Below are 21332 nucleotides of genomic sequence, written 5' to 3' on the forward strand. Positions count from 1 at the left end.
GGGAGAATGAATCGATCGAATCCGATCGCGATCGCGCGCTGTTCCGGCTTGTTTTCAGCGTTGCTTTGGATAAAAAAAAGCCCCTGAAACCAGGGGCTCTGTTCGACTGCTTGGCTCTCTGGGCCTTAACTCGCCGCAGCCTTGGCGCGCGCCTTGTGCAATTTCTTGTAGCTGTCGATCAGGCGGTGGTGACGGTCGAGGCCTTCGAGCTGCATGCTGGTCGGCGTCAACCCGAAGAAGCGCACGCTGCCGTCCACCGAACCCAGCGCCGCATCTATGCGCGCATTGCCGTACATCCGGCGGAAATTGACGACGTAATCGTCCAGCTCCAGCTCGTCATCCAGACTTACCTCCAGCACCACGTTCAGGGCCTGGTAGAACAGCCTGCGCTCGACCGTGTTGTCGTTGTACTGCAGGAAGGCGCCGACCAGTTCATGCGCTTCCTCGAACTGCTGCAGGGCCAGGTGGATCAGGAGCTTGAGTTCGAGCACCGTCAGCTGGCCCCAGTCGGTGTTCTCGTCGAACTCGATGCCGATCAGGGTCGCGATGTCGGAATACTCGTCCAGTTCGTTGTTGTCCAGGCGTTCGAGCAGCGCCGCCAAAGCCGCGTCGTCGAGGCGATGCAGGTTCAGGATATCTTCACGGAACAGCAGCGACTTGTTGGTGTTGTCCCAGACCAGGTCTTCGACCGGATAGACCTCGGAATACCCCGGCACCAGGATGCGGCAGGCCACCGAGCCGAGCTGGTCGTACACCGCGGTATAGACTTCCTTGCCCATCTCTTCGAGAATGCCCAGCAGCGTCGCGGCTTCTTCGGCATTGGACTTGCCGCCCTGCGCCGTGAAATCCCATTCGACGAAATCGGTGTCCGCCTTGGCGCTGAAGAAGCGCCACGACACCACGCCGCTCGAATCGATGAAATGCTCGACGAAGTTGTTCGGCTCGGTCACCGCATGGCTGGCGAAGGTCGGCTGCGGCAAATCGTTCAGGCCCTCGAAACTACGGCCCTGCAGCAGTTCGGTCAGGCTGCGCTCGAGCGCCACCTCGAAGCTCGGGTGGGCGCCGAACGAGGCGAAGACGCCGCCGGTTTTGGGATTCATCAGGGTCACGCACATGACCGGGTAGGTGCCGCCCAGCGAAGCGTCCTTGACCAGGACCGGGAAGCCCTGCTCTTCCAGCGCCGCGATACCGGCCACGATGCCCGGGTATTTCGCCAGCACCGCTTGCGGAACGTCCGGCAGGGCCATCTCGCTCTCGATGATCTCGCGCTTGACCGCCCGCTCGAAAATCTCGGACAGGCATTGGACCTGGGCTTCGGCCAGCGTATTGCCGGCGCTCATGCCATTGCTGGCGTACAGGTTTTCCACCAGGTTGGACGGGAAATAGACGGTCTCGCCATCGGACCGGCGCACGAAAGGCAGCGCCACGATGCCGCGTTCGACATTGCCGGAGTTGGTATCGACCAGGTGCGAACCGCGCAGCTCGCCGTCCGGATCGTAGATACCCAGGCTGTATTCGTCCAGCATGCCGCTCGGGAGGGCGTCGTTCTTGCCCGGCTTGAACCAGCGTTCGTTCGGGTAATGAACGAAGTCCGCCTTGGCGATGTCTTCGCCCCAGAAGGCGCCGGCATAGAAGTGGTTGTTGTTCAGGCGTTCGATGTATTCGCCCAGGGCCGAGGCCAGGGCGCTTTCCTTGGTCGCACCCTTGCCGTTGGTAAAGCACATCGGCGAATGCGCGTCGCGGATGTGCAGCGACCATACGTTCGGGACGATGTTGCGCCAGGACGCGATCTCGATCTTGATCCCCAGGTCGGCCAGCTTTCCGGACATGTTGGCGATGGTCTGCTCCAGCGGCAGGTCCTTGCCGACGATATAGGTGCTGGCATGCGCATCCGGCTGGAGCGTCAGCAGCGCCTGCGCGTCGGCATCCAGGTTCGCCACTTCCTCGATCACGAATTCGGGGCCCGCCTGCACCACTTTCTTCACGGTGCAGCGGTCGATCGAGCGCAGGATGCCCTGGCGGTCCTTGTCCGAGATGTCGGCCGGCAGCTCGACCTGGATCTTGAAGATCTGCCGGTAGCGGTTTTCCGGGTCGACGATATTATTCTGCGACAGGCGGATGTTCTCGGTCGGGATACTGCGGGTGTCGCAGTAGAGCTTGACGAAATAGGCGGCGCACAGGGCCGACGAGGCCAGGAAATAGTCGAACGGGCCAGGCGCCGAGCCGTCGCCCTTGTAGCGGATGGGCTGGTCGGCGATCACGGTGAAGTCGTCGAACTTGGCTTCCAGGCGCAGCTTGTCGAGGAAGTTGACCTTGATTTCCATAATAGAATTCCAAATGGGTGCTTGAGAAGTGTGCGCCGATTATCCCGCATGCATGAGGGAACAGCGTCGGTGCAAAAAAATAAAGCCCTGTGAGGACAGGGCTGGACAGGACGTTGGCATTGGCCTGCACGCAGATCGCGGCAGCCCGTATTTTAACATGCGCGCCCGGCTTGAATCCTAGACCAGCAGCCCAAGCCGGCGCGCCTGCCTGACCCATCCGGGATATTCGGTCATCAAGAGGTCGTACAGCGCCGCATCCGGATGCTCGTCCGGGCTCGCCACCGAGAAGAAGTCCGCGTTGTCGACCAGGCGCCCACCCAGTTCATCGAGCTTTTCCAGGAAAGGAAAATCGGAATCGGCAAAGTCGGCCAGGCGCTTGTTCTTCGACTTCTTGCCCTTCCCGATCCCCATGAATTGCCAGAAGATCGGCTCGCGGCTGGACCAGCGCAACTGCTTCTCGGTCAGGGGCTTGTCCGACGTGGTGCCGTCGGTGACGAACATGACATACACCGGCAGCGGCGCGGCATGCACCGAACTGCGTTCGCCGCCGCGGCCATCGGGGAAATAGTGGCGTCGCACCGCTTCCATGGCGGCGCCGTAGCGCGTGTCGCCCTCCAGCGGATGGCGCTTGATGGCCTGCGCCACGTAACCCGTCCAGTTCGACAAACCCATCGGCGCGGGTTGATGGACGTTTTTACCGAACAGGAAGACATCGATCTCGCCATCGTCGTCGAAGCGGCAACCCAGCGCCAGGATGCGTTCGGCGAAGCGCTGCACCAGGCCTTTGCCGTAGAGACTGCCCATCGAGCCGGAAATATCGAGCACGAGGCAGACTTTGGCGCGGTGCTCCTGCAGCCCGACCTTGGCCAGCGAGACGCCGGCCGACTTCACCAGGCAGACCAGCTGCGGCGCCTTGGCTTCGACGCGCTTTTCCAGGCTGATGGCCGGCTGCGCCGCGGCGGCCGGAGCAGCCGGCGCGGCATCTGGCGCGACGTCGGCGCCGAAATACTGCACCAGCGCCGGCAGTCCGCCGTTGAATCCCTGCCCGACCGCCATGAAGCGCCAGCCTCCATCCTTGCGATAGAACTCGCCCAGCATGACTGCCTGCTCGCTGGCGAAATCCTTGCCTGAAAAATCGAAGCGGGCAAATTCGCCGCCCGGTCCGCCCAGCGCCAGCGAGCTGGGCGCCAGCTGCGACATCAGGCCGCCGCCGTCGATGCTGGCGGTGATCACTACTCGCTGGACCCAGGCGGGCAGCAGGTCCAGGCGGAAGGTAAAGCCATCCCTGCCGCTGCCTTGTGCAGTCCTTTCCACGCCGCCGCAGGGCGTCGTCGGCTGGTTGAAGAAGGTCATGTAACGGTCGTCGGACAGCTTGCCGTCAGCATCGACGGCGAACGAGGCGTAGTCCAGTGCCAGTCCGCTGGCCGACAGGCTGGCGTTGACGACGCCGGCCGGCGCGTAGTCTGCGAGGGGAAGTCGCTCGCCTCTCGAAAGTTGTCGCATCTGTTTTCTCCAGTTGACTTGCATCGGGAACCCGGGCTTCGCTCGACCCTGGCTCAGCTGTGGCGATGATAAACGGCGATGAGCAAGTCCGCCAAGGGTGGCATGCTATGCTTTTGGGCTGTTGACCGAAAAAGCGAGCGATGATGCGAACGATGCTGGTAGCGATAGCCGGACTGTCGATGGTTGCTACCGCAGCCGCCCAGGACCAGCCAGGGCCGAAACCCGCCGACACCGAAGTATGGTCGCCTGAACCCAGGCTCGTCGCGCCCGGCGCAGCAGCTGGCGCCCCGTCGGACGCGATCGTGCTGTTCGACGGCGCCGACCTGCGCGAATGGGTTTCCGCCGCCGCGCCCGGCAAACCGGCCGACTGGATCGTGGGCGGCGGCATGTTGACGGTCCGGGGCGGGAGCGGCGACATCCAGACCAGGCGCCTGTTCACGGATTACCAGATCCACCTCGAATGGCGCGTGCCTGCGACGCTCGCCGGTAGCGGCCAGGCCAGAGGCAACAGCGGCCTGTTCCTCGCTTCGACCGGCCAGGGCAGCGGCTACGAGCTGCAGATCCTCGATTGCGCCGGCAACACCACCTATGCCAACGGGCAGGCAGCGAGCATCTACAAGCAGCACATCCCCCTGGTGAACGCGTGTGCCAAGCCAGGCGAATGGCAACGCTACGACGTCATCTGGACCGCGCCGCGTTTCTCCGCCGAGGGCGCGTTGCTATCGCCCGCGTACATCACGGCGCTGCACAACGGCGTCGTCGTGCAGAACCATGTCGCCCTGCGGGGCGAGACCGTGTACGCGGGCAAACCGTCCTACCGCAGGCACGGTCCGGCGCCGGTCAAGCTGCAGGACCATGGCGACGCCGTGAGCTTTCGCAACATCTGGGTGCGTCCGCTCTGAGGCCGGGCCCTGGCGCAGTCGTGCCCTACTCCTGGGCCTGTTCGATGCGCCACGAGCGGGTAGTGCCGCCTTGATCGACGTCCGCGCTCCAGCTGCCCGACACCACGCATGCCTTGCCCAGGCTCTGGGCCAGCGCCACCATCGTGGCCAGGCAATGCCCTGAGCTTGCCTTGCCGGGGACGAGCGTCCAGGTCTCGCCGACATGCGCAGGCCGCGACAGATGCAATCCGAGCACCTCGCCCATGCGCCGCGTACAGGCGGCAAGATGCTCGACCTTCGAGGGCGCGGAGCAGGTGACCAGCATGGCGCCTTGTTTCACCGTCTGGTCGAGGCGGCGGAACAGTTCGCCCATGGCGGCAAGGTCCGTCGACACCGATTCGATCACCAGGTCGCAGTCCTTGAGGTGATGGAAGTTGACGGTGCCCGCCAATAGCCCTGTGCGCCGGCCGCGCGCGAGCGCAGTGTCGCAGGCCGCGTGCGCCCTGGCGAACGCCGCGTCGAGTGAGGTGCGTTCGAGTTCGAAGACCGTGACCGGAACGCCGGCATCGGCCAGGTTCAATGCGAGGGCCATGCCGGTCTCGTTGGCGCCGACGATGCCGACCCGCCCGATCGCGTGCGGGGCCGTGGGCGCTGTACGGTTGGTTGCGGCAGGTGCGAAGCCGGGTTGCAGCCCGTGATGCAAGTTGCTCATCCGTTTTCCTTCAAAAAAGTGGAAAAACAGGCCCGCACTTGCGGGCCGCGCGACGAACGAGCCGTCAGAACTGGTTCATGGTGTTGTGCTTGCCGGACGCCTTCAAGGCTGCTTCGCCGCTGAAGTATTCCTTGTGATCGTCGCCCAGGTCCGAACCCGACATGTTCTGGTGCTTGACGCAGGCGATGCCCTGGCGGATTTCCTTGCGCTGCACCCCGGCCACATAGCCCAGCATGCCCTGCTCCCCGAAATACTCCTTGGCCAGGTTGTCGGTCGACAGCGCAGCGGTGTGGTAGGTCGGCAGCGTGATCAGGTGATGGAAGATGCCCGCTTCGCGCGCGGCGTCGGCCTGGAAGGTGCGAATCCGCTCGTCGGCCTGGCGCGCCAGCTCGGTCTCGTCGTACTCGGCGCTCATGAGCTGCCCGCGGGCATAGGCCGACATGTCGGCGCCCTCGGCCTGCATGCTGTCGAAGACCTGCTGGCGGAAATTCAGGGTCCAGTTGAACGACGGGCTGTTGTTGTAGACCAGCTTGGCGTTCGGGATCACCTTGCGGATCTCCTTGACCATGCCGCCGATCTGGGCGATATGCGGCTTTTCGGTCTCGATCCACAGCAGGTCGGCGCCGTTCTGCAGCGAGGTGATGCAGTCGAGCACGCAGCGTGCCTCGCCCGTGCCTTCGCGGAACTGGAACAGGTTGCTCGGCAGGCGCTTGGGACGCAGCAGCTTGCCGCCCTGCTTGATGACCACGTCGCCATTGGCCATCGCATCGAGCGAGATCTCTTCCGCGTCGAGGAAACTGTTGTACTGGTCGCCCAGGTCGCCCGGCTCGCGGGTGTAGGCGATCTGCTTGGTCAGGCCTGCGCCCAGCGAGTCGGTGCGCGCCACAATCAGCCCGTCGTCCACGCCCAGCTCCAAGAAGGCGTAGCGCACTGCGCGGATCTTGGCCAGGAAGTCTTCGTGCGGCACCGTCACCTTGCCGTCCTGGTGGCCGCACTGCTTCTCGTCCGACACCTGGTTTTCGATCTGGATGCAGCAGGCGCCGGCCTCGATCATCTGCTTGGCCATCAGGTAGGTCGCTTCGGCATTGCCGAAACCGGCGTCGATGTCGGCGATGATCGGCACCACGTGGGTGACGAAGTTGTCGATCTTGTCCTGGATCGCGGCGCGCGCCGGGCCTTCGGCGGCATCGAGTTGGCGGAACAGGCCACCGAGTTCACGGGCATCGGCCTGGCGCAGGAAGGTGTACAGCTCGCGGATCAGGCTGGCCACGGCGGTCTTCTCGTGCATCGACTGGTCCGGCAGCGGGCCGAATTCCGAGCGCAGGGCGGCAATCATCCAGCCCGACAGGTAGAGGTAGCGGCGGTCGGTACTGTTGAAGTGCTTCTTAATCGAGATCATCTTTTGCTGGCCGATGAAACCGTGCCAGCATCCGAGCGATTGCGTGTACTTGGAAGGATCGGCGTCGTAGTTGGCCATGTCGCGGCGCATGATGCCGGCGGTATAGCGGGCGATGTCGAGGCCGGTCTGGAAGCGGTTTTGCGCGCGCATGCGGGCAGCAGACTCGGGATTGATGGCATCCCAGCCTTGGCCTTGCTGCTGTTTGAGGGTGCTGATGGACTGGATATCGTTCTGGTACTGGGACATGGTGACACTCCAAGGTAGATGAATCGAAACCTGCTGCGTTTGCCGCTTCTGGGCGCGGCTAACTGACATCGCTTGGGAACATCATACGTCGGGAATGCCCTGAACTCTTCTGTCTTATATAAGACTCGGAAAAAGAATTTTTCGATAATAATCAATACGTTACCCACGCTATCGCGCAATGTGAAACGACATGCTGCGCAGTGGGATCAAAAGATGCTGCACTGCGTCAGTCAAATTCCACGATGTGAAAACGCATGCGCCTGGATGAAATCGGCCAGTGTGTCGGCACCGCGTACGCACTTGCCGACCCTCTACTGCTGATAATCATCAATATCCTTGGCGTCATTGCTTGCAGCCAGAATTTGGCTGACTCACACTTCAACAGCCAGGCGTCGAGCCCTCGAAGCGGCGGCAGGTTCCGGCCTGGCCAAGGTCAATCCATCTTTCGGCATGCCAGCTAGAGTTGTTTCGTTAAGGAAAGCACGCGTGCCGAGCCGTGCGAGAAAGAAGAGGCAAGGTATGGCATCCCGTCCGCACCAGTGTTCCCATGAACTGCCGCCAGGGCATGGCCCACGCGCTGCAGCGCCCAATCTGCACCGCCAGCACGGTGCGTTTGCGGTGATGTTCGTGCCCTTGCTTGTCGTGATCATCGGATTCTGCGGCCTTGCCATCGATATGGGGCAGATCTACAACCGCAAGGTCGATCTGCATGGGATTTCCAAGGCGGTCGCCCTGGCTGCGGCGCGCGAACTCAACGGCACTCCCGAAGGCATCACGGCGGCGAAAGCCGCAGCGAAGGACGCCGCCGAAAATCTTCGCTATCGCAACTTCATTGCAGGCACTAGTTTCGCGTGGAGCGACGACGCGCTCAGCTTCGGTACGTCCCCGGCACGAAGCGGAACCTGGGTCGCCGCCACGGCGGTGGGAAACTCGACTGCTCAGGCGGCGCCACTGTTCTTTGCGCGCGTGGACACCAGCGGTCTCGAAGCGGAACTCGGTACAGTAGAAACGTATTTCATCAAGGTGCTATCGGCTGACCTGGCGAATGTCCAGATCAGCGACAGTGCCATCGCAGGCAAGAGTTCCGTGGACGTGGTGCCGATCGCCGTTTGCGCCATGTCGACGGCACGGGCCGAGGCGCGCACGGCCGTGACGCCAGGCGGTTCCACCGTGTCCGAGTTGGTCCAGCACGGATTTCGCCGCGGCGTCAGTTACGACCTGATGAACCTGAACCCCGGCGGCCACGATCCGCTCCGGTTCCTGGTCAATCCCGTCGGCGCACCAGGCGTCAACAGTACTGCGATGGATGCCGCCGCGGTTGTACCGTTCGTCTGCAGCGGGTCGATGTGGACCAACCGGGTACATGACGGAACGGTCCGTGTGTCCGAATTGCCGTCCTCGGCCCCCCTTGCAGCGCTGCGCGCGGCGCTCAATACGCGTTTCGACGTCTACACCGGTACGCCCTGCGCCCCCAGGGGCGCCGCGCCGGATATCAATGTCAAGGGCTTTGCCTACGACGTCATGAACACGGTGAGGTGGATGACTCCTGCAAGAGGTAGCGCCGCTGCTGCTGCGACCAGGGCCCGCGGCAAGCTCGAAACGGTCGCCGACCTCCCCTTGGCGCCCTCCTCGCCCGGGGATTACGGTCCCCTGTGGGCCTACTCGAGGGCAGTCGTGGCCCCGGATCCCTTGGATAGCCCGGAGCCGGTCGGCGGCTACACGACTTTCGCCCATACGGATTGGCCGACCTTGTACGCATCAGGCCCCACCGCGTCGAATTATCCTGCGGCCCCGGCGGTGCCCTACCAGTCCACGCTCGTCTCCAGTGGGCTGTTCACGCCTCCGCGCGTTGCCAACCGACCCATGGCCGTTCCTGGCCGGCGGGTCTTGAACATCCCGCTGCTGCAATGTTCGCCCAGTGCGCCGTCCGGCCAGAATGCTTCGGCCAGCGTGCTGGCCATTGGAAGGTTTTTCATGACAGTACAAGCCACCGACAACTCCCTGATTGCAGAATTTGCCGGACTCCTTTCGCCCACCAGGGTGTCGGGCCACGTGGAGCTCTTCCCATGAACCTCATCGCGCTTGGGTTGCGGGGTAAATCGACAAGACGACAGACCGGTGCGGCGGCGGTGGAGCTGGCGCTCATCATGCCGATCCTGTTGTGCTTTCTGACGATACCGTTTTTCTTCGCCCGGGTGTTCTGGCATTACAGCGTCGCGCAGAAAGCAGCACAGGACGCCGCGCGCTACCTGTCCACGGTGCCGGCAGCGGAAATGATGACCCAGAGCCAGGCACGCGCCGCCGGGGACCTTGCAAAAGAAATCGTCCTGCGAGAAATCGCCGAACTTGCGCCTGGCTCTGAAATCGGTGAGGCAGGTACTTATTGCGATGGGGAGAACTGCGGTGAGCTCCAGCCGGGGACGACTCCTTCCACCGTCCGGGTCAACTTCACGATTTCGATGTTCGACCAGTTCGAAAGCGTCGACGTCGGCTGGTACGGCCTCCCAATTACCGCTAGCTACACCATGCCCTATGTCGGCAAATAAGCTCGCCAGGCGCCGCTTGATGTTGCCTCGCAAGCGGCAGATTGGCGCCACTGCGGTCGAGTTTGCGCTGCTGGCGATGATCTTTTTTACCCTGACCTTCGGGATCATCGAAGTGACACGCCTGCTATTTGTTTTCAATACGTTGCAAGAGGTTACCCGCAGGGCCGCTGCGGCTGGGGTGAACGTTTATCCCAGCGAAACCGCGCGCATTGCGCAACTCAGACGCAATGCGATCTTCCGCACCACGCCCGGCGAACTCCTGCTTGCTTCCCCGGTCACCGACGAACACATTCGCCTCGATTACCTGCGGTTTGACCTGTCCGTCATCCCTGCTGCCTCATTGCCCGAGAGTGCAGCTGCCAACAGGCAGCTATGCATGCTCAATCCGCGTGCATCGCGTTGTATCCGGTTCGTCCAGGCCCGTGTATGCGATCCGGAAGAGGCCGATGAATGCCTTGCCGTGACGTCGCGGATGCTGTTGCCATTCCTGGACCTGCGCGTGCCGCTCCATAAAGCGACCACCATCGCGACTGCGGAGTCGCTGGGATATGTTCCTGGTACGCCGCCGTCCGCCCCGCCGCCCTGCGGCTGTTGATTGTGGGCTCGCGATCAACTTCGCCCCTGAGACGGCCTGGCCGAATCCCGACCGTCCTCGCGGCACGAACAAGCCGTTGCGCAAGTCCTTGTGTTGCTGGCCGAGAATTTGCAGGTCAGTGTCACGAGCGGCGCCGTTCAGTCAACGCAAAGAAATCTTCAAGCTGGATCGACACTGCCAGCCGCGGCAATGAAAAAAGCCCCTGAATCAGGGGCTTGGTCAACTCCGGCACAATGAAGTGCCGGGCTGCGAATTATTCCCACTCGATCGTCGCCGGCGGCTTCCCCGAAATGTCATACACGACCCGGTTCAGCCCCCTCACCTCATTGATGATCCGGTTCGACACCTTGCCCAGCAGCGAATGCGGCAGGTGCGCCCACTGCGCCGTCATGAAGTCCAGCGTCTGCACCGCGCGCAGGGCCACCACGTATTCGTAGGTGCGCCCATCGCCCATCACCCCCACCGACTTCACCGGCAGGAACACGGCAAACGCCTGGCTGGTCGCCTCGTACCAGTTGGTCGGCGCCTTGCCCGGATCGATGCCGGCCACCGCAGGCAGCTCGAACGGCGTATTCCTCAGCTCTTCGATGAAGATCGCATCGGCTTCGCGCAGCAGGTCGGCATACTCCTTCTTGACTTCGCCGAGGATGCGCACGCCCAGCCCCGGGCCCGGGAACGGATGGCGATACACCATGTCATGCGGCAGGCCCAGCGCGACGCCGAGCTTGCGCACTTCGTCCTTGAACAGCTCGCGCAGCGGCTCGAGCAGTTTCAGATTTAAGGTTTCGGGCAGGCCGCCCACGTTGTGGTGGCTCTTGATGGTCTGGCCTTTCTTGCCTTTACCGGCCGACTCGATCACGTCCGGGTAGATCGTGCCCTGGGCCAGCCAGCGCGCATTGCTCAATTTGCCCGCTTCGACCTGGAACACTTCGACGAACTCGCGGCCGATGATCTTGCGCTTCTGTTCGGGGTCGGTGACGCCGGCCAGGTGGCCCATGAACTGCGCTTCCGCATCGATGCGGATGACTTTCACGCCCAGGTTCTTCGAGAACATGTCCATCACCATCTTGCCCTCGTCCTTGCGCAGCAAGCCGTGGTCGACGAACACGCAGGTCAGCTGGTCGCCGATGGCGCGGTGGATCAGGGCTGCGGCCACGCTCGAATCGACGCCGCCGGACAGGCCCAGGATGACTTCATCCGTGCCGACCTGCTCGCGGATCTTCTGCACCGCTTCGCCGATATAGTCAGGCATGTTCCAGTCCGACTTGCAGCCGCAGATCTCGTGCACGAAGCGGCCGATGATGGCTTCGCCTTGCGTCGTGTGGGTCACTTCCGGGTGGAACTGCAGCGCGTAGAAGCGGCGCTCTTCGTCGGCCATGGCGGCGATCGGGCAGCTGTCGGTCGAGCCCATCAGCTTGAAGCCTGCCGGCATGTCCAGCACCTTGTCGCCGTGGCTCATCCAGACGCGCAGCATGCCGTGGCCTTCGTCGGTGACGAAGTCGTTGATGCCCTTGAGCAGGGCCGTATGGCCGCGGGCGCGCACTTCGGCGTAGCCGAATTCGCGCACTTTGCCGTTCTCCACCTTGCCGCCCAGCTGGGCGGCCATGGTTTGCATGCCGTAGCAGATGCCCAGCACCGGCACCCCAAGCTCGAACACGGCTTGCGGCGCGCGCGGCGAATCGCCTTCCAGGGTCGAGTTGTGGCTGCCCGAGAGGATGATGCCGGCGGCGCCATAGTTGCGGACGAACTCGTCGCTGACGTCGTAGGGGAAGACTTCGGAGAACACGCCGGCGTCGCGCACGCGGCGGGCGATCAGCTGGGTAACCTGGGAACCGAAATCGAGGATGAGAATTTTAGAGTGCATGAAGGCGGAGAGTGATGATGAATTCGGGGTGGTCGTCGGAGCCGCAGCCCCGATACAAAAAACGGCGCACCGGCGCCGTTTGTCTGCTTACTCGGAACGGTAGTTCGGAGCTTCCTTGGTGATCTGCACATCGTGCACGTGCGATTCGCGCATGCCCGCCGAGGTGATCTCGACGAACTCGGCTTTCTCGCGCAGCTCTTCGATGGTGGCGCAACCGCAGTAACCCATCGACTGGCGCACGCCGCCGACCATCTGGAAGATGATCGCCAGCACGCTGCCCTTGTAGGCCACGCGGCCTTCAATACCTTCCGGTACGAACTTGTCGGCCTTGCTGGAGGCTTCCTGGAAGTAGCGGTCGGCCGAGCCTTCGGCCATCGCGCCCAGGCTGCCCATGCCGCGGTAGGACTTGTAGCTGCGGCCCTGGTACAGGATGACTTCGCCCGGCGCTTCTTCGGTGCCGGCGAACATGCTGCCCATCATGACGGTGTGCGCGCCCGCTGCGAGTGCCTTGGAAATATCGCCCGAGAAGCGGATGCCGCCGTCGGCGATGCAGGGCACGCCCGTGCCTTCGAGTTCCTTGGCCACGTTCGAGATCGCGGTGATCTGCGGCACGCCCACGCCGGCGACGATGCGGGTGGTGCAGATCGAGCCGGGACCGATGCCGACCTTGACCGCGTCGGCGCCGTATTCGACCAGCGCGCGCGCCGCGGCGGCGGTGGCGATATTGCCGCCGATGACGTCGACATGCGGGAAGCGCGTCTTGATCCACTTGACGCGGTCCAGGATGCCCTGGGAATGGCCGTGGGCGGTATCGACCACCAGCACGTCCACGCCTGCGGCCACCAGCAGTTCGATGCGCTCTTCGTCGCGCTGGCCCACGCCTACGGCGGCGCCGACCAGCAGCTTGCCTTGCGAATCTTTTGACGCCAGCGGGTGCTCGTGCGACTTCTGGATGTCCTTGACAGTGATCAGGCCGCGCAGTTCGAACTCGTCGTTCACGACCAGCACGCGCTCGAGGCGGTGCTTGTTCATCAGGCGCTTGGCTTCGACGGTATCGGCATCGTCCTTCACGTAGACGAGCTTGTCGCGCGGGGTCATCTTGGCGCGCGCTTCCGCCTCGAGGTCTTCCTCGAAACGCAGGTCGCGGTTGGTGATGATGCCGACCACCTGCTTGCCCTCGACCACCGGGAAACCGCTGATGCCGTGCTGGTGCGACAGCGCCAGCACTTCGCGGATCTTCATGGTGGGAGGAATCGTGATCGGATCGCGCAGCACGCCGGCTTCGAAGCGCTTGACGCGTGCGACTTCTCTAGCCTGGTCGGCCGGGCGCAGGTTCTTGTGGATAATGCCGATGCCGCCTTCTTGCGCCATTGCGATCGCCAGGCGCGCCTCGGTCACCGTGTCCATCGCCGCCGACAGCAGCGGGATATTCAGCGAAATATTCCGGGTCAGTTTGGTGCGAAGCGAGGTGTTCGCAGGCAGGACGTTGGAGTAGGCGGGGACGAGCAGCACATCATCGAAGGTGAGTGCTTTTTGAAGTAGACGCATAGCATTTTCCTATAGGCGCAAAAGCGAATTATACAGAAACTGGCAGGGGCTGTCGCAGGCATGCCTAAAATTCGGCTTGCCCAGCCGTTCTCGATTGACAGGGCCGCCGAAGCATGAGGAAATCCATGTGTTACTCAAGGAAAACTTTTATGCCCCGCCTGACACGCCTCTTGATCGCTTCCGCCCTGCTCCTGGGCAGCGCCTTTGCCCACGCCCAGTATTCCTGGATCGGCGCGAACGGCGTGCGCCATTTCTCCGATCGCCCGCCGCCGGCCGGTACGCCGCCGAGCAAGATCCTGAAAGCGCCGCGCCACGCGATGCCCGTTCTGGCCGCGCCCACGGCGGAGGCGCCCGAGCCGCAACCGGTGGTCACCGTGGCGGGCCCTGCCCCTGTGGCGATTCCGGACGCATCGAAGGCGCGGCTCACGCCGAACCTTGCGGCGCGCGAGGCGGCCTACCGCGGCCGCGCGAAGCAGCGCGCGGAAGACGAAAAAAAGGAAGCACTCGATGCCCAGCGCAAGCGCGAGATTGCCGAGCGCTGCGAGAACGCGCGCCAGGCCAAGGCGTATGCCGAATCCGGCATGCGAGTGCGCAAGATCGAAGCCAATGGCGAACCCGGCTTCCTGACGGACGAAGAAAAGGCCGCGAATGCGGCCCGTGCGGACAAGGTCTTGGCGGACTGCCGTTAAGGGCGGGACTCCTGCCCCGCGCCTTCGCCGCCCGGGGGCGCGTTGGCGGCATCCTTCTTGGCCGCGCGCCGGCGGCGCGAATCCTTCGGGTCGGCCACCAGGGGCCGGTAGATCTCGATGCGGTCCCGTTCGCGCAAGACCGTGTCGAGGGTCTGCTTCTTGGCATAGATGCCGACCGGCTGGGTAGCCAGGTTAATGTCCGGATAGGCTTCCAGCACGCCGCTCATCTCGATGGCCTGGCCAATCGTGGTGCCGGGCGCCACCGTCAAGGAACGCAGGAATTCGTCGCGCGCCGTGGCGTAGCAAACGACCACGTGCAACATCTCATCCATAGATCGTCTCGGCGCGCTTGCAGAAGGAGTCGACCATGTTATTGGCGATCATGCCGAACACGGGGCCGATGATCTGTTCCAGGATGATGCTCGAGAACTCGTAATGCATGTCGAACTCGATCTTGCAGGCGTCGGCGCGCAAGGCCTTGAAGTTCCAGGTACCTTCCAGCATCTTGAACGGGCCATCGACCAGGTGCATCTTCATCTGGGTCGGGCGGTTGTTGTGGTTCGAAGTCGTAAAGCTTTGTTTCACGCCGTGGAAATTGATCTGCAGGTTGGCGACCAGCTTGTCTTCGGTGCGCTCGATGAGCTTCACGCCGCCGCACCAGGGGAGGAATTTCGGATAATCTTCGACCTTGGCGACCAGGTCGAACATCTGCTCCGCGCTATAGCCAAGAAAAACTGATTTGTGCACTACTGCCATTGGTCAACCGTTTGTTATGATGTTGGACAAGTTGTATTTTGGGCATGCAGTGTTCACGGGGTGTGCACTCCAGCGCCACAGCAGTAGTTTAACCGAGACGCGGATTTTCGTTATTTCATGAGCATCGTTGACAATAAAAAAGCATTTTTCGACTACTTCATCGAGGACCGGTACGAGGCCGGCATCGTGCTGGAAGGGTGGGAAATCAAGGCCATCCGCGAGGGCAAGGTCCAGATCAAGGAAGCCTATGTGGTCGTGCGCGGCGACGAGCTGTTCCTGTTCGGCGCCCACATCAGCGCCCTGACCAGCGCTTCGAGCTTCAGCCACCCGGAAGCCCTGCGCACCCGCAAGCTGCTGCTGCACCGAAACGAGCTCGACAAGCTGGTCGGCAAGGTCGAGCGCGCCGGCTACACCCTGGTGCCGCTGAACCTGCACTTCAAGGGCGGCCGCGTGAAGTGCGAGATCGGCCTTGCCAAGGGCAAGAAGCAGCACGACAAGCGCTCGACCGAAAAGGACCGCGACGCCAAGCGCGAAGTCGCCGCGGCGATGAAGCAGAACAAGCGCTGACCGCTGCCGCGCGGCTTACGCCGCCGGCTGGGCGAAGCGCCGGCTCAGGCGCCACATCAGGAAGCTCAGCACACAGCCGATTGCGGCGCCGCAGGCGAGCTTGAACGCGCTGCCGAACAGCAGCGGCGCCACCAGGCCCGAGACCAGCGCGAAGGACATCATCTGGATGAAGCCGACCATCGATGCCGCCAGCCCGCGGTTGTTGGGGAACAGGCTCATGGCCGAGAGCTGGATGCCGGGCATGGCCACGGCCAGGCCGAAGGTGAAGACGGCCAGCGGCAGCACGGCCCACGGGATGGTGGCCGGGAACAGCGCGTTGTAGCCGACGTTCAGGATGGAGGCCACGGCCATCACCGAATATCCCACCCACAGCAGGCGCCCGGGCGGCGACTTGGCGGCGCGCTTGCCGCCCCAGGCCGAACCCACCACCATGCCGCCGATCAGCGGAATGAACATCCAGGCAAAGGCCGTCTCCGGCAGGCCGAGGATCTCCATGACGAAGTTGGCGGCCGAACCGATGTACAGCGACAGCCCACCGAACACCAGGCCCAGCGACAGCGAGAGCATGACGAACTGCGGGTGGCGCAGCACCATCAGGTAGTTGGCGGCGATGGTCCCGGGGTGGAAAGGCTGGCGCTTGTCGCGCGGCAGGCTCTCCGGCAGGACGCGCCACACCATCAGGATCATGGCCGCGCCGAACACGGCCAGGAAGATAAAGGTCGAACGCCAGCCGAAGCTCACGTGCAGCCAGCCGCCCAGCACCGGCGCGATCGCCGGCGCCAGGCCAAAGACCATCATGATGTGCGACATCATCTTCTGCGCCTGGGCGCCCGCGAAGCGGTCCTGCACGATGGCCTGGCCGATCACCGAGCCGGCGCCGGCGGACAGGCCCTGCAGCGCGCGGAAGAACAGCAGCCAGCCGAAGGTCGGCGCCCAGGCCGCACCGATCGAGGACAGCGTGTACATCGTCAGCGCGCACATGAGCACGGGGCGGCGGCCGAAGGAATCCGACAGCGTCCCGTAGAACAGCATCATGAAGGCGAAGCACAGGAGGAAGACGCTGAGCGTCTGCTGCACCGCTACCGGCCCGACGCCGAATTCGACCCCGATGGCGGGCATCGACGGCAGGTAGGTATCGATCGCGAGAGCGCCGATCATGCCGAGGCAGGCGAGCATGATGGTCAGGAGTCGTTGCATGAAGTGCCTTATCGATTGAACCGGCACTGCGACATGCAATCATCCGGGGCACCGGATTGTACTGAATTTTGCGCATTCGAGCTGACGGCCCCTTCAAACGCGGGGCCGCGCAGCATGGCGATGGGGATGACTAGCGCAGCGACATGCCGAAGCGCGCCGGGCGCGGCATCCAGTCGCCCTGGTAGTCGGCCGACACCAGGATGCGCTCGGCGCGGCCGATCAGCAGGTGGCGCGGCACGAAGCCGATATAGCGCGAGTCCGCGCTGTTGTCGCGGTTATCGCCCAACATCACAAACGCATCCGGCGGCACCGTCACCGGCCCGAAGTCGCGCGCCACCACTCGCTGCGGCAGCACCTGGATGCGGTGGCGCCGGCCGTCCACCGCTTCCATCATGCGTAGCGCATCCATCGGTCCCGACGGGGACGGCTCCTGCACGAGTTCTTCCAGCGAGTACTGCGATTCGACGCCGTTGATGATAAGGCGCTCGTTGCGCATTTCGATGCGGTCGCCCGGCAGCGCCAGCACGCGCTTGATCAGGCGGGTGCCGTCCTGCGGCGACGCGAAGGTGACGACGTCGCCGCGCCGGGGTTCGCCGGTACGCGCCAGCACCACGTCGGTCAGCGGAACCTTGACGTTATAGGCCAGGCGGTTGACGAACACCACGTCGCCCTCGAGCAGGTTGGGCCGCATGGAGCTCGACGGGATCGGGTTCCAATCGGCCACCGCCGTGCGAAACACGCCGAACAGCAGCATGAACAGCAGGAATCCCTTGTTGGCGCGTATGAAGCCTGTCATGGACGACTCTCCTCTTATTGGTATGAAGATCCTTATACGCGGGCTTCCTTTAGCAATGCTTAAATCTCAAGGCCCCGGTTTTGCGGGCGCGCGGCGCAGGCCGTACCAGGCGCCGGCCAGCACCGGCGCGCCCAGGCTCACGGCCGACACCAGGTCCCATACGCCATCGCCCAGCAGCGCCGACACGAGCCCGATGATCGTGAGTACCGCCAGCAGCAGCGGCATGCCCCAGACCTGCGCGCGGGTGCGCATCATGGCGCCTCCGTGCGGCGCGCCAGCACCGGCGCCTCGTGCGCGCTTGCACGAACACCCTTGGCCGCACGCTTGGCGGCGCGCCCGCGCTTGAACCACAAATACAGGCCGCTGCCGAGCACGATCATGGTCCCGATGTCGAGCAGCGCCCACAGCAGCTTCATGGCCTGGCCGCCGTAGTCGCCGAAATGCAGCGGCTGCGACAGCAGCAGCGCGGTCAGGTACCAGGGCAGCTCGCGGCGGTCGGTGATCTCGCCGGTGGCCGCGTCGACCAGCACCGGCTTATACAGGCGCGAGCTGAAGGCTTCGTCGCCGCGCATGAAGATGCCGTAGTGGTGCGAACTGCTGAAGGGCGTGCCCGGGAAGGCCACGAAGCCGACCTTCATGCCTGGCTCGGCGCGTTCCGCGCGCAGGATGGCGTCGTGGATCGAGGCCATCTGCTTCACGGGCGGCTGGCCTTCATAGGGCTTGAGCATCTCGGCGACTTCGGTGGCCTGCCAGTATTTGAGCAGCAGGTCCGCCCAGGTATTGACCATGCCGGTCGCGCCCACCACGAACACCCAGACCAGCGTCACGATGCCGAGCAGGTTGTGCAGGTCCAGCCACTTGATGACGCGGCTGCGCTCCTGGCGCACGGTGCCGAAATCGAGCTTGCGCATGAAGGGGGCGTACAGCACCACCCCGCTGACCACGGCCACGATCAGCAGCAACCCCATGAAGCCAAGGAAGAGTTTGCCATACAGGCCCGCGAACAGGTCCACGTGCAGGCGGAACATGGTGGACATGAAGACGCCGCCTTCGAAGGCCGGTTCGGTGATGACTTTCGTGGTGCGGGCATCGACCGCGATCGGCTTGTAGTGCTCGTCGTTCGGATGGTCGCCCAGGGTAACGTTCCAGATCGCCGGCTCGTCCGCCTCCTGCGAGATGTACATCGGGATCTTCGACGGATACAACGCCTTGGCCGAGGCCAGCACCGCGTCGATGTTGCCGCGTGGCGGATTGGCCGCCATTTCCGCCGGCAAGCTTGGTGCCTCGACGTCGGTGCCGAGCAGGTGGCCGATCTCGTGGTGGTAGATCAGCGGCAGGCCGGTCAGGCACAGCAGCAGCATGAAGACGGTGCAGACGAGGCTGCTCCACTTGTGGATCCAGCTCCAGCGGCGCAGCTTGGTGGGTGACATGGGAGACGAAGGTGGCTGTGACCGCCAAATAATAATCGTTCTCATTTACAGAAGCAAGGCGGAACGGATAGAATGATAATTATTCTCGTTAAGAAAAAGAGCTTTACCGATGAAACTGCTTCGCCTGACCCCTATTGCGCTCGCCTCCTCCCTCCTCGCCGCCGGCGCCTTTGCCCAGGAAACCGCGACTCCTGTCGAACCGATTGCCACCGTCGTCGTCAGCGCCTCGGCCGACGCCTCGGCCCAGGGCCTGCCATCGAGCTATGCCGGCGGCCAGGTGGCCCGCGGCGGGCGCCTCGGCCTGCTCGGCAACGTCGACATCATGGACACGCCCTTCAATTCGATGAACTACACCCAGGCCCTGATCCAGGACCAGCAGGCGCGCAGCGTGGCCGACGTGGTCCAGAACGACCCCTCGGTGCGCGTCGCGCGCGGCTTCGGTAATTACCAGGAGCTGTACGTGATCCGGGGCTTCGCGGTCAACTCGGACGACCTCGCCTATAACGGCTTGTACGGCATGCTGCCGCGCCAGTTCGTGGCGGCCGAATTGCTCGAGCGCGTGGAAGTGCTGCGCGGCGCGAACAGCTTCGTCAACGGCGCGGCGCCGGGCGGCGGCGGCATCGGCGGGGCCATCAACCTGCTGCCCAAGCGCGCGCCGAATACGCCGCTCACGCAAGTCACGGCGGGCGTCGAGACCGGCGGCCAGGGCTATGTGGCGCTGGACGCCGCGCGACGTTTCGGCGAGCAGGGTCGCCTCGGCGTGCGCGTGAATGCGGTGCGCCGCGACGGCGACACCGCGGTGGACCGCGAGAGCCGTGAACTGAGCCTGTATTCGGTGGGGGTGGATTACCGCGGCCGCGGCTACCGCCTGTCGGCCGACGTCGGGCACCAGGACCATCAGCTGCGCGGCGCGCGCCCGAGCGTCACCCTGGCCGCCGGCGTGCCGATGGTGGCCGCACCGGATAGCAGCAGCAACTTCGCCCAGCCCTGGACCTATTCTAGCGAGCGCGATACCTTCGGCACCCTGCGCGGCGAACTCGACCTGCCGGGCGGCGCGACCGCCTGGGCGGCGCTGGGCCTGCGTTCCGGCGATGAAGCCAACGTCATCTCCTCGCCCACCGTCACGGCGGCCAACGGCAACGCGACCATGACCCGCTTCGACAATACCCGCGAAGACAAGGTCCGCACCGGCGAGATCGGCGTGCGCCACAACGTGCAGACCGGCGCGGTGAGCCACAAGCTGAGCGCTTCGGCAGCGGGCTTCCATGCCGAGTCGCGCAATGCCTATGCGCTGGGCGACTTCGCCGGCTTCGCCTCCAACATCTACATGCCGAGGGACGTGGCCGCGCCATCGAACGCCTTCTTCACCGGCGGCGTACTGGCCAACCCGCTGCTGACGCAAAAGACCATCCTGTCGAGCGTGGCGTTGGCCGACACCCTGGGCTTCATGGACGAGCGCCTCCTGGTCACGGTCGGCGCGCGCCGGCAGAAGCTCAAGGACTACGGGTATGACTACGGCACCGGCGCGCCCAACGCACGCTACGAGGCGAGCGAAGTCACGCCGGTGGCGGGCGTCGTGTTCAAGCCAGCCAAGGGCGTGTCGGTGTACGCCAACTACAGCGAAGCGCTGCAGCGCGGGGCGGTGGCCTCGGGCGCCGATATCGTCAACAACGGCGAAGTGTTCGCGCCCTATGTCTCGCGCCAGAAGGAAGCCGGCGTCAAGTTCGACAGCGGCAAGCTGGGGATGACGGCGGCCGTGTTCACCACCTCGCAGCCGAATGCCTTCGTCCAGGACCGCCGTTTCGGCGTCTATGGCGAGCAGCGCAACCGCGGCCTGGAACTGAGCGTGTTCGGCGCCCCGGCGCGCGGCCTGCGCCTGCTGGGCGGCCTGACCCTGCTCGACGCCGAGCAGCGCGAGACGGCCGGCGGCCTCAATGAAGGCAGGGATGCGATCGGCGTGCCCGACACCCAGTTCAACCTCGGCGCCGAGTGGGACATCCCAGGCGTGCAGGGCCTGTCGCTCAATGCGCGCGCCTTGCACACCTCGACCCAGTATGCGGATGCGGCCAATACCCAGAAACTGCCTTCGTGGTCGCGCCTGGATATCGGCGCGAACTACGCGACCCGCTTCATGGACCGCAACCTGACGCTGCGTGCGCGCATCGACAATGTCGCGGACAAGAACTATTGGGCTTCGAGTGGCGGCTATCCGGGCTTCGGCTACCTGGTGCTGGGCGCGCCGCGCAGCGTGGTGGTGTCGGCGACCGTGGACTTTTGAC

At 64.0% G+C, this 21332-nt stretch carries 19 protein-coding genes; 7 read left to right on the forward strand and 12 right to left on the reverse strand.

All coding sequences use genetic code 11. From position 1 onward, the window contains the following. Nucleotides 1-125: 125 nt before the first annotated feature. Together AC3XQU_RS04545 and AC3XQU_RS04550 are read right to left on the reverse strand one after the other, a co-directional pair. The gene (locus AC3XQU_RS04545) at nucleotides 126-2324 is read right to left on the reverse strand and encodes an OsmC domain/YcaO domain-containing protein (RefSeq protein WP_489872953.1); all 2199 of its coding nucleotides are present in this window, start codon (nucleotides 2322-2324) and stop codon (nucleotides 126-128) included. 177 nt (nucleotides 2325-2501) lie between these two features. Continuing rightward, a complete protein-coding gene (locus AC3XQU_RS04550; protein ID WP_489872954.1) occupies nucleotides 2502-3827 on the reverse strand; it encodes a VWA domain-containing protein in 1326 nt (441 codons plus the stop codon). Between the two features lie 179 nt (nucleotides 3828-4006). Between AC3XQU_RS04550 and AC3XQU_RS04555 the strand changes: the two genes are divergently transcribed. Beyond that, on the forward strand, nucleotides 4007-4729 hold the full coding sequence (locus AC3XQU_RS04555) for a 3-keto-disaccharide hydrolase (protein ID WP_489872955.1): 723 nt from the start codon (nucleotides 4007-4009) through the stop codon (nucleotides 4727-4729). Between the two features lie 25 nt (nucleotides 4730-4754). Here the strand turns inward: AC3XQU_RS04555 and AC3XQU_RS04560 are convergent, their stop codons facing one another. Then, on the reverse strand, nucleotides 4755-5420 hold the full coding sequence (locus tag AC3XQU_RS04560) for a 3-hydroxyacyl-CoA dehydrogenase NAD-binding domain-containing protein (RefSeq protein WP_489872956.1): 666 nt from the start codon (nucleotides 5418-5420) through the stop codon (nucleotides 4755-4757). Between the two features lie 64 nt (nucleotides 5421-5484). Further along, nucleotides 5485-7065, reverse strand: a complete 1581-nt coding sequence (locus AC3XQU_RS04565; protein ID WP_489872957.1) for an isocitrate lyase — start codon at nucleotides 7063-7065, stop codon at nucleotides 5485-5487. Between the two features lie 519 nt (nucleotides 7066-7584). On the opposite strand from AC3XQU_RS04565, the gene AC3XQU_RS04570 reads away from it, so the two are divergent. The 3 genes from AC3XQU_RS04570 to AC3XQU_RS04580 are packed head-to-tail and all read left to right on the forward strand — an operon-like array spanning nucleotide 7585 to nucleotide 10206. Then, entirely contained in the window at nucleotides 7585-9135 is a 1551-nt protein-coding gene (locus AC3XQU_RS04570; RefSeq protein WP_489872958.1) for a TadE/TadG family type IV pilus assembly protein, read from the forward strand. Then, on the forward strand, nucleotides 9132-9611 hold the full coding sequence (locus AC3XQU_RS04575) for a TadE/TadG family type IV pilus assembly protein (RefSeq protein ID WP_489872959.1): 480 nt from the start codon (nucleotides 9132-9134) through the stop codon (nucleotides 9609-9611). The genes AC3XQU_RS04570 and AC3XQU_RS04575 overlap by 4 nt, the downstream gene beginning before the upstream one ends. A gap of 19 nt (nucleotides 9612-9630) precedes the next feature. Continuing rightward, nucleotides 9631-10206, forward strand: a complete 576-nt coding sequence (locus AC3XQU_RS04580; protein WP_489872960.1) for a TadE family protein — start codon at nucleotides 9631-9633, stop codon at nucleotides 10204-10206. 253 nt (nucleotides 10207-10459) lie between these two features. Here the strand turns inward: AC3XQU_RS04580 and guaA are convergent, their stop codons facing one another. Continuing rightward, nucleotides 10460-12070 carry a glutamine-hydrolyzing GMP synthase gene (guaA, locus tag AC3XQU_RS04585; RefSeq protein ID WP_489872961.1) on the reverse strand — a complete coding sequence of 537 codons (1611 nt, stop codon included), beginning with the start codon at nucleotides 12068-12070 and terminating at the stop codon, nucleotides 10460-10462. A gap of 87 nt (nucleotides 12071-12157) precedes the next feature. Beyond that, nucleotides 12158-13618: an IMP dehydrogenase gene (gene guaB / locus AC3XQU_RS04590; RefSeq protein WP_489872962.1), complete on the reverse strand. Its 1461-nt coding sequence runs from the start codon at nucleotides 13616-13618 to the stop codon at nucleotides 12158-12160. Nucleotides 13619-13767: 149 nt separating this feature from the next. Between guaB and AC3XQU_RS04595 the strand changes: the two genes are divergently transcribed. Beyond that, nucleotides 13768-14307, forward strand: a complete 540-nt coding sequence (locus AC3XQU_RS04595) for a DUF4124 domain-containing protein (RefSeq protein ID WP_489872963.1) — start codon at nucleotides 13768-13770, stop codon at nucleotides 14305-14307. Here the strand turns inward: AC3XQU_RS04595 and AC3XQU_RS04600 are convergent. Then, entirely contained in the window at nucleotides 14304-14639 is a 336-nt protein-coding gene (locus AC3XQU_RS04600; RefSeq protein WP_489872964.1) for an RnfH family protein, read from the reverse strand. The genes AC3XQU_RS04595 and AC3XQU_RS04600 overlap by 4 nt on opposite strands. After that, on the reverse strand, nucleotides 14632-15063 hold the full coding sequence (locus AC3XQU_RS04605; protein ID WP_489872965.1) for a type II toxin-antitoxin system RatA family toxin: 432 nt from the start codon (nucleotides 15061-15063) through the stop codon (nucleotides 14632-14634). The genes AC3XQU_RS04600 and AC3XQU_RS04605 overlap by 8 nt, the downstream gene beginning before the upstream one ends. Before the next feature lie 117 nt (nucleotides 15064-15180). Between AC3XQU_RS04605 and smpB the strand changes: the two genes are divergently transcribed. After that, a complete protein-coding gene (smpB, locus tag AC3XQU_RS04610) occupies nucleotides 15181-15630 on the forward strand; it encodes an SsrA-binding protein SmpB (RefSeq protein WP_489872966.1) in 450 nt (149 codons plus the stop codon). A gap of 15 nt (nucleotides 15631-15645) precedes the next feature. On the opposite strand, the gene AC3XQU_RS04615 is transcribed toward smpB, so the two are convergent. The 4 genes from AC3XQU_RS04615 to AC3XQU_RS04630 form a co-directional block, all read right to left on the reverse strand. Further along, nucleotides 15646-16827 (reverse strand): multidrug effflux MFS transporter, encoded by a 1182-nt coding sequence (locus tag AC3XQU_RS04615; RefSeq protein WP_489872967.1) that lies wholly within the window; start codon nucleotides 16825-16827, stop codon nucleotides 15646-15648. A gap of 130 nt (nucleotides 16828-16957) precedes the next feature. Beyond that, the gene (gene lepB, locus AC3XQU_RS04620) at nucleotides 16958-17623 is read right to left on the reverse strand and encodes a signal peptidase I (RefSeq protein WP_489872968.1); all 666 of its coding nucleotides are present in this window, start codon (nucleotides 17621-17623) and stop codon (nucleotides 16958-16960) included. 66 nt (nucleotides 17624-17689) lie between these two features. Beyond that, a complete protein-coding gene (locus tag AC3XQU_RS04625; protein WP_489872969.1) occupies nucleotides 17690-17878 on the reverse strand; it encodes a hypothetical protein in 189 nt (62 codons plus the stop codon). Then, nucleotides 17875-19053, reverse strand: a complete 1179-nt coding sequence (locus AC3XQU_RS04630) for a PepSY-associated TM helix domain-containing protein (RefSeq protein WP_489872970.1) — start codon at nucleotides 19051-19053, stop codon at nucleotides 17875-17877. The genes AC3XQU_RS04625 and AC3XQU_RS04630 overlap by 4 nt, the downstream gene beginning before the upstream one ends. A gap of 109 nt (nucleotides 19054-19162) precedes the next feature. Here AC3XQU_RS04630 and AC3XQU_RS04635 point away from each other — a divergent pair, with 109 nt between their 5' ends. Then, entirely contained in the window at nucleotides 19163-21331 is a 2169-nt protein-coding gene (locus AC3XQU_RS04635) for a TonB-dependent receptor (protein ID WP_489872971.1), read from the forward strand. Nucleotide 21332 lies beyond the last annotated feature (1 nt).

Source organism: Telluria sp. AZSoR62 (assembly GCF_058111565.1).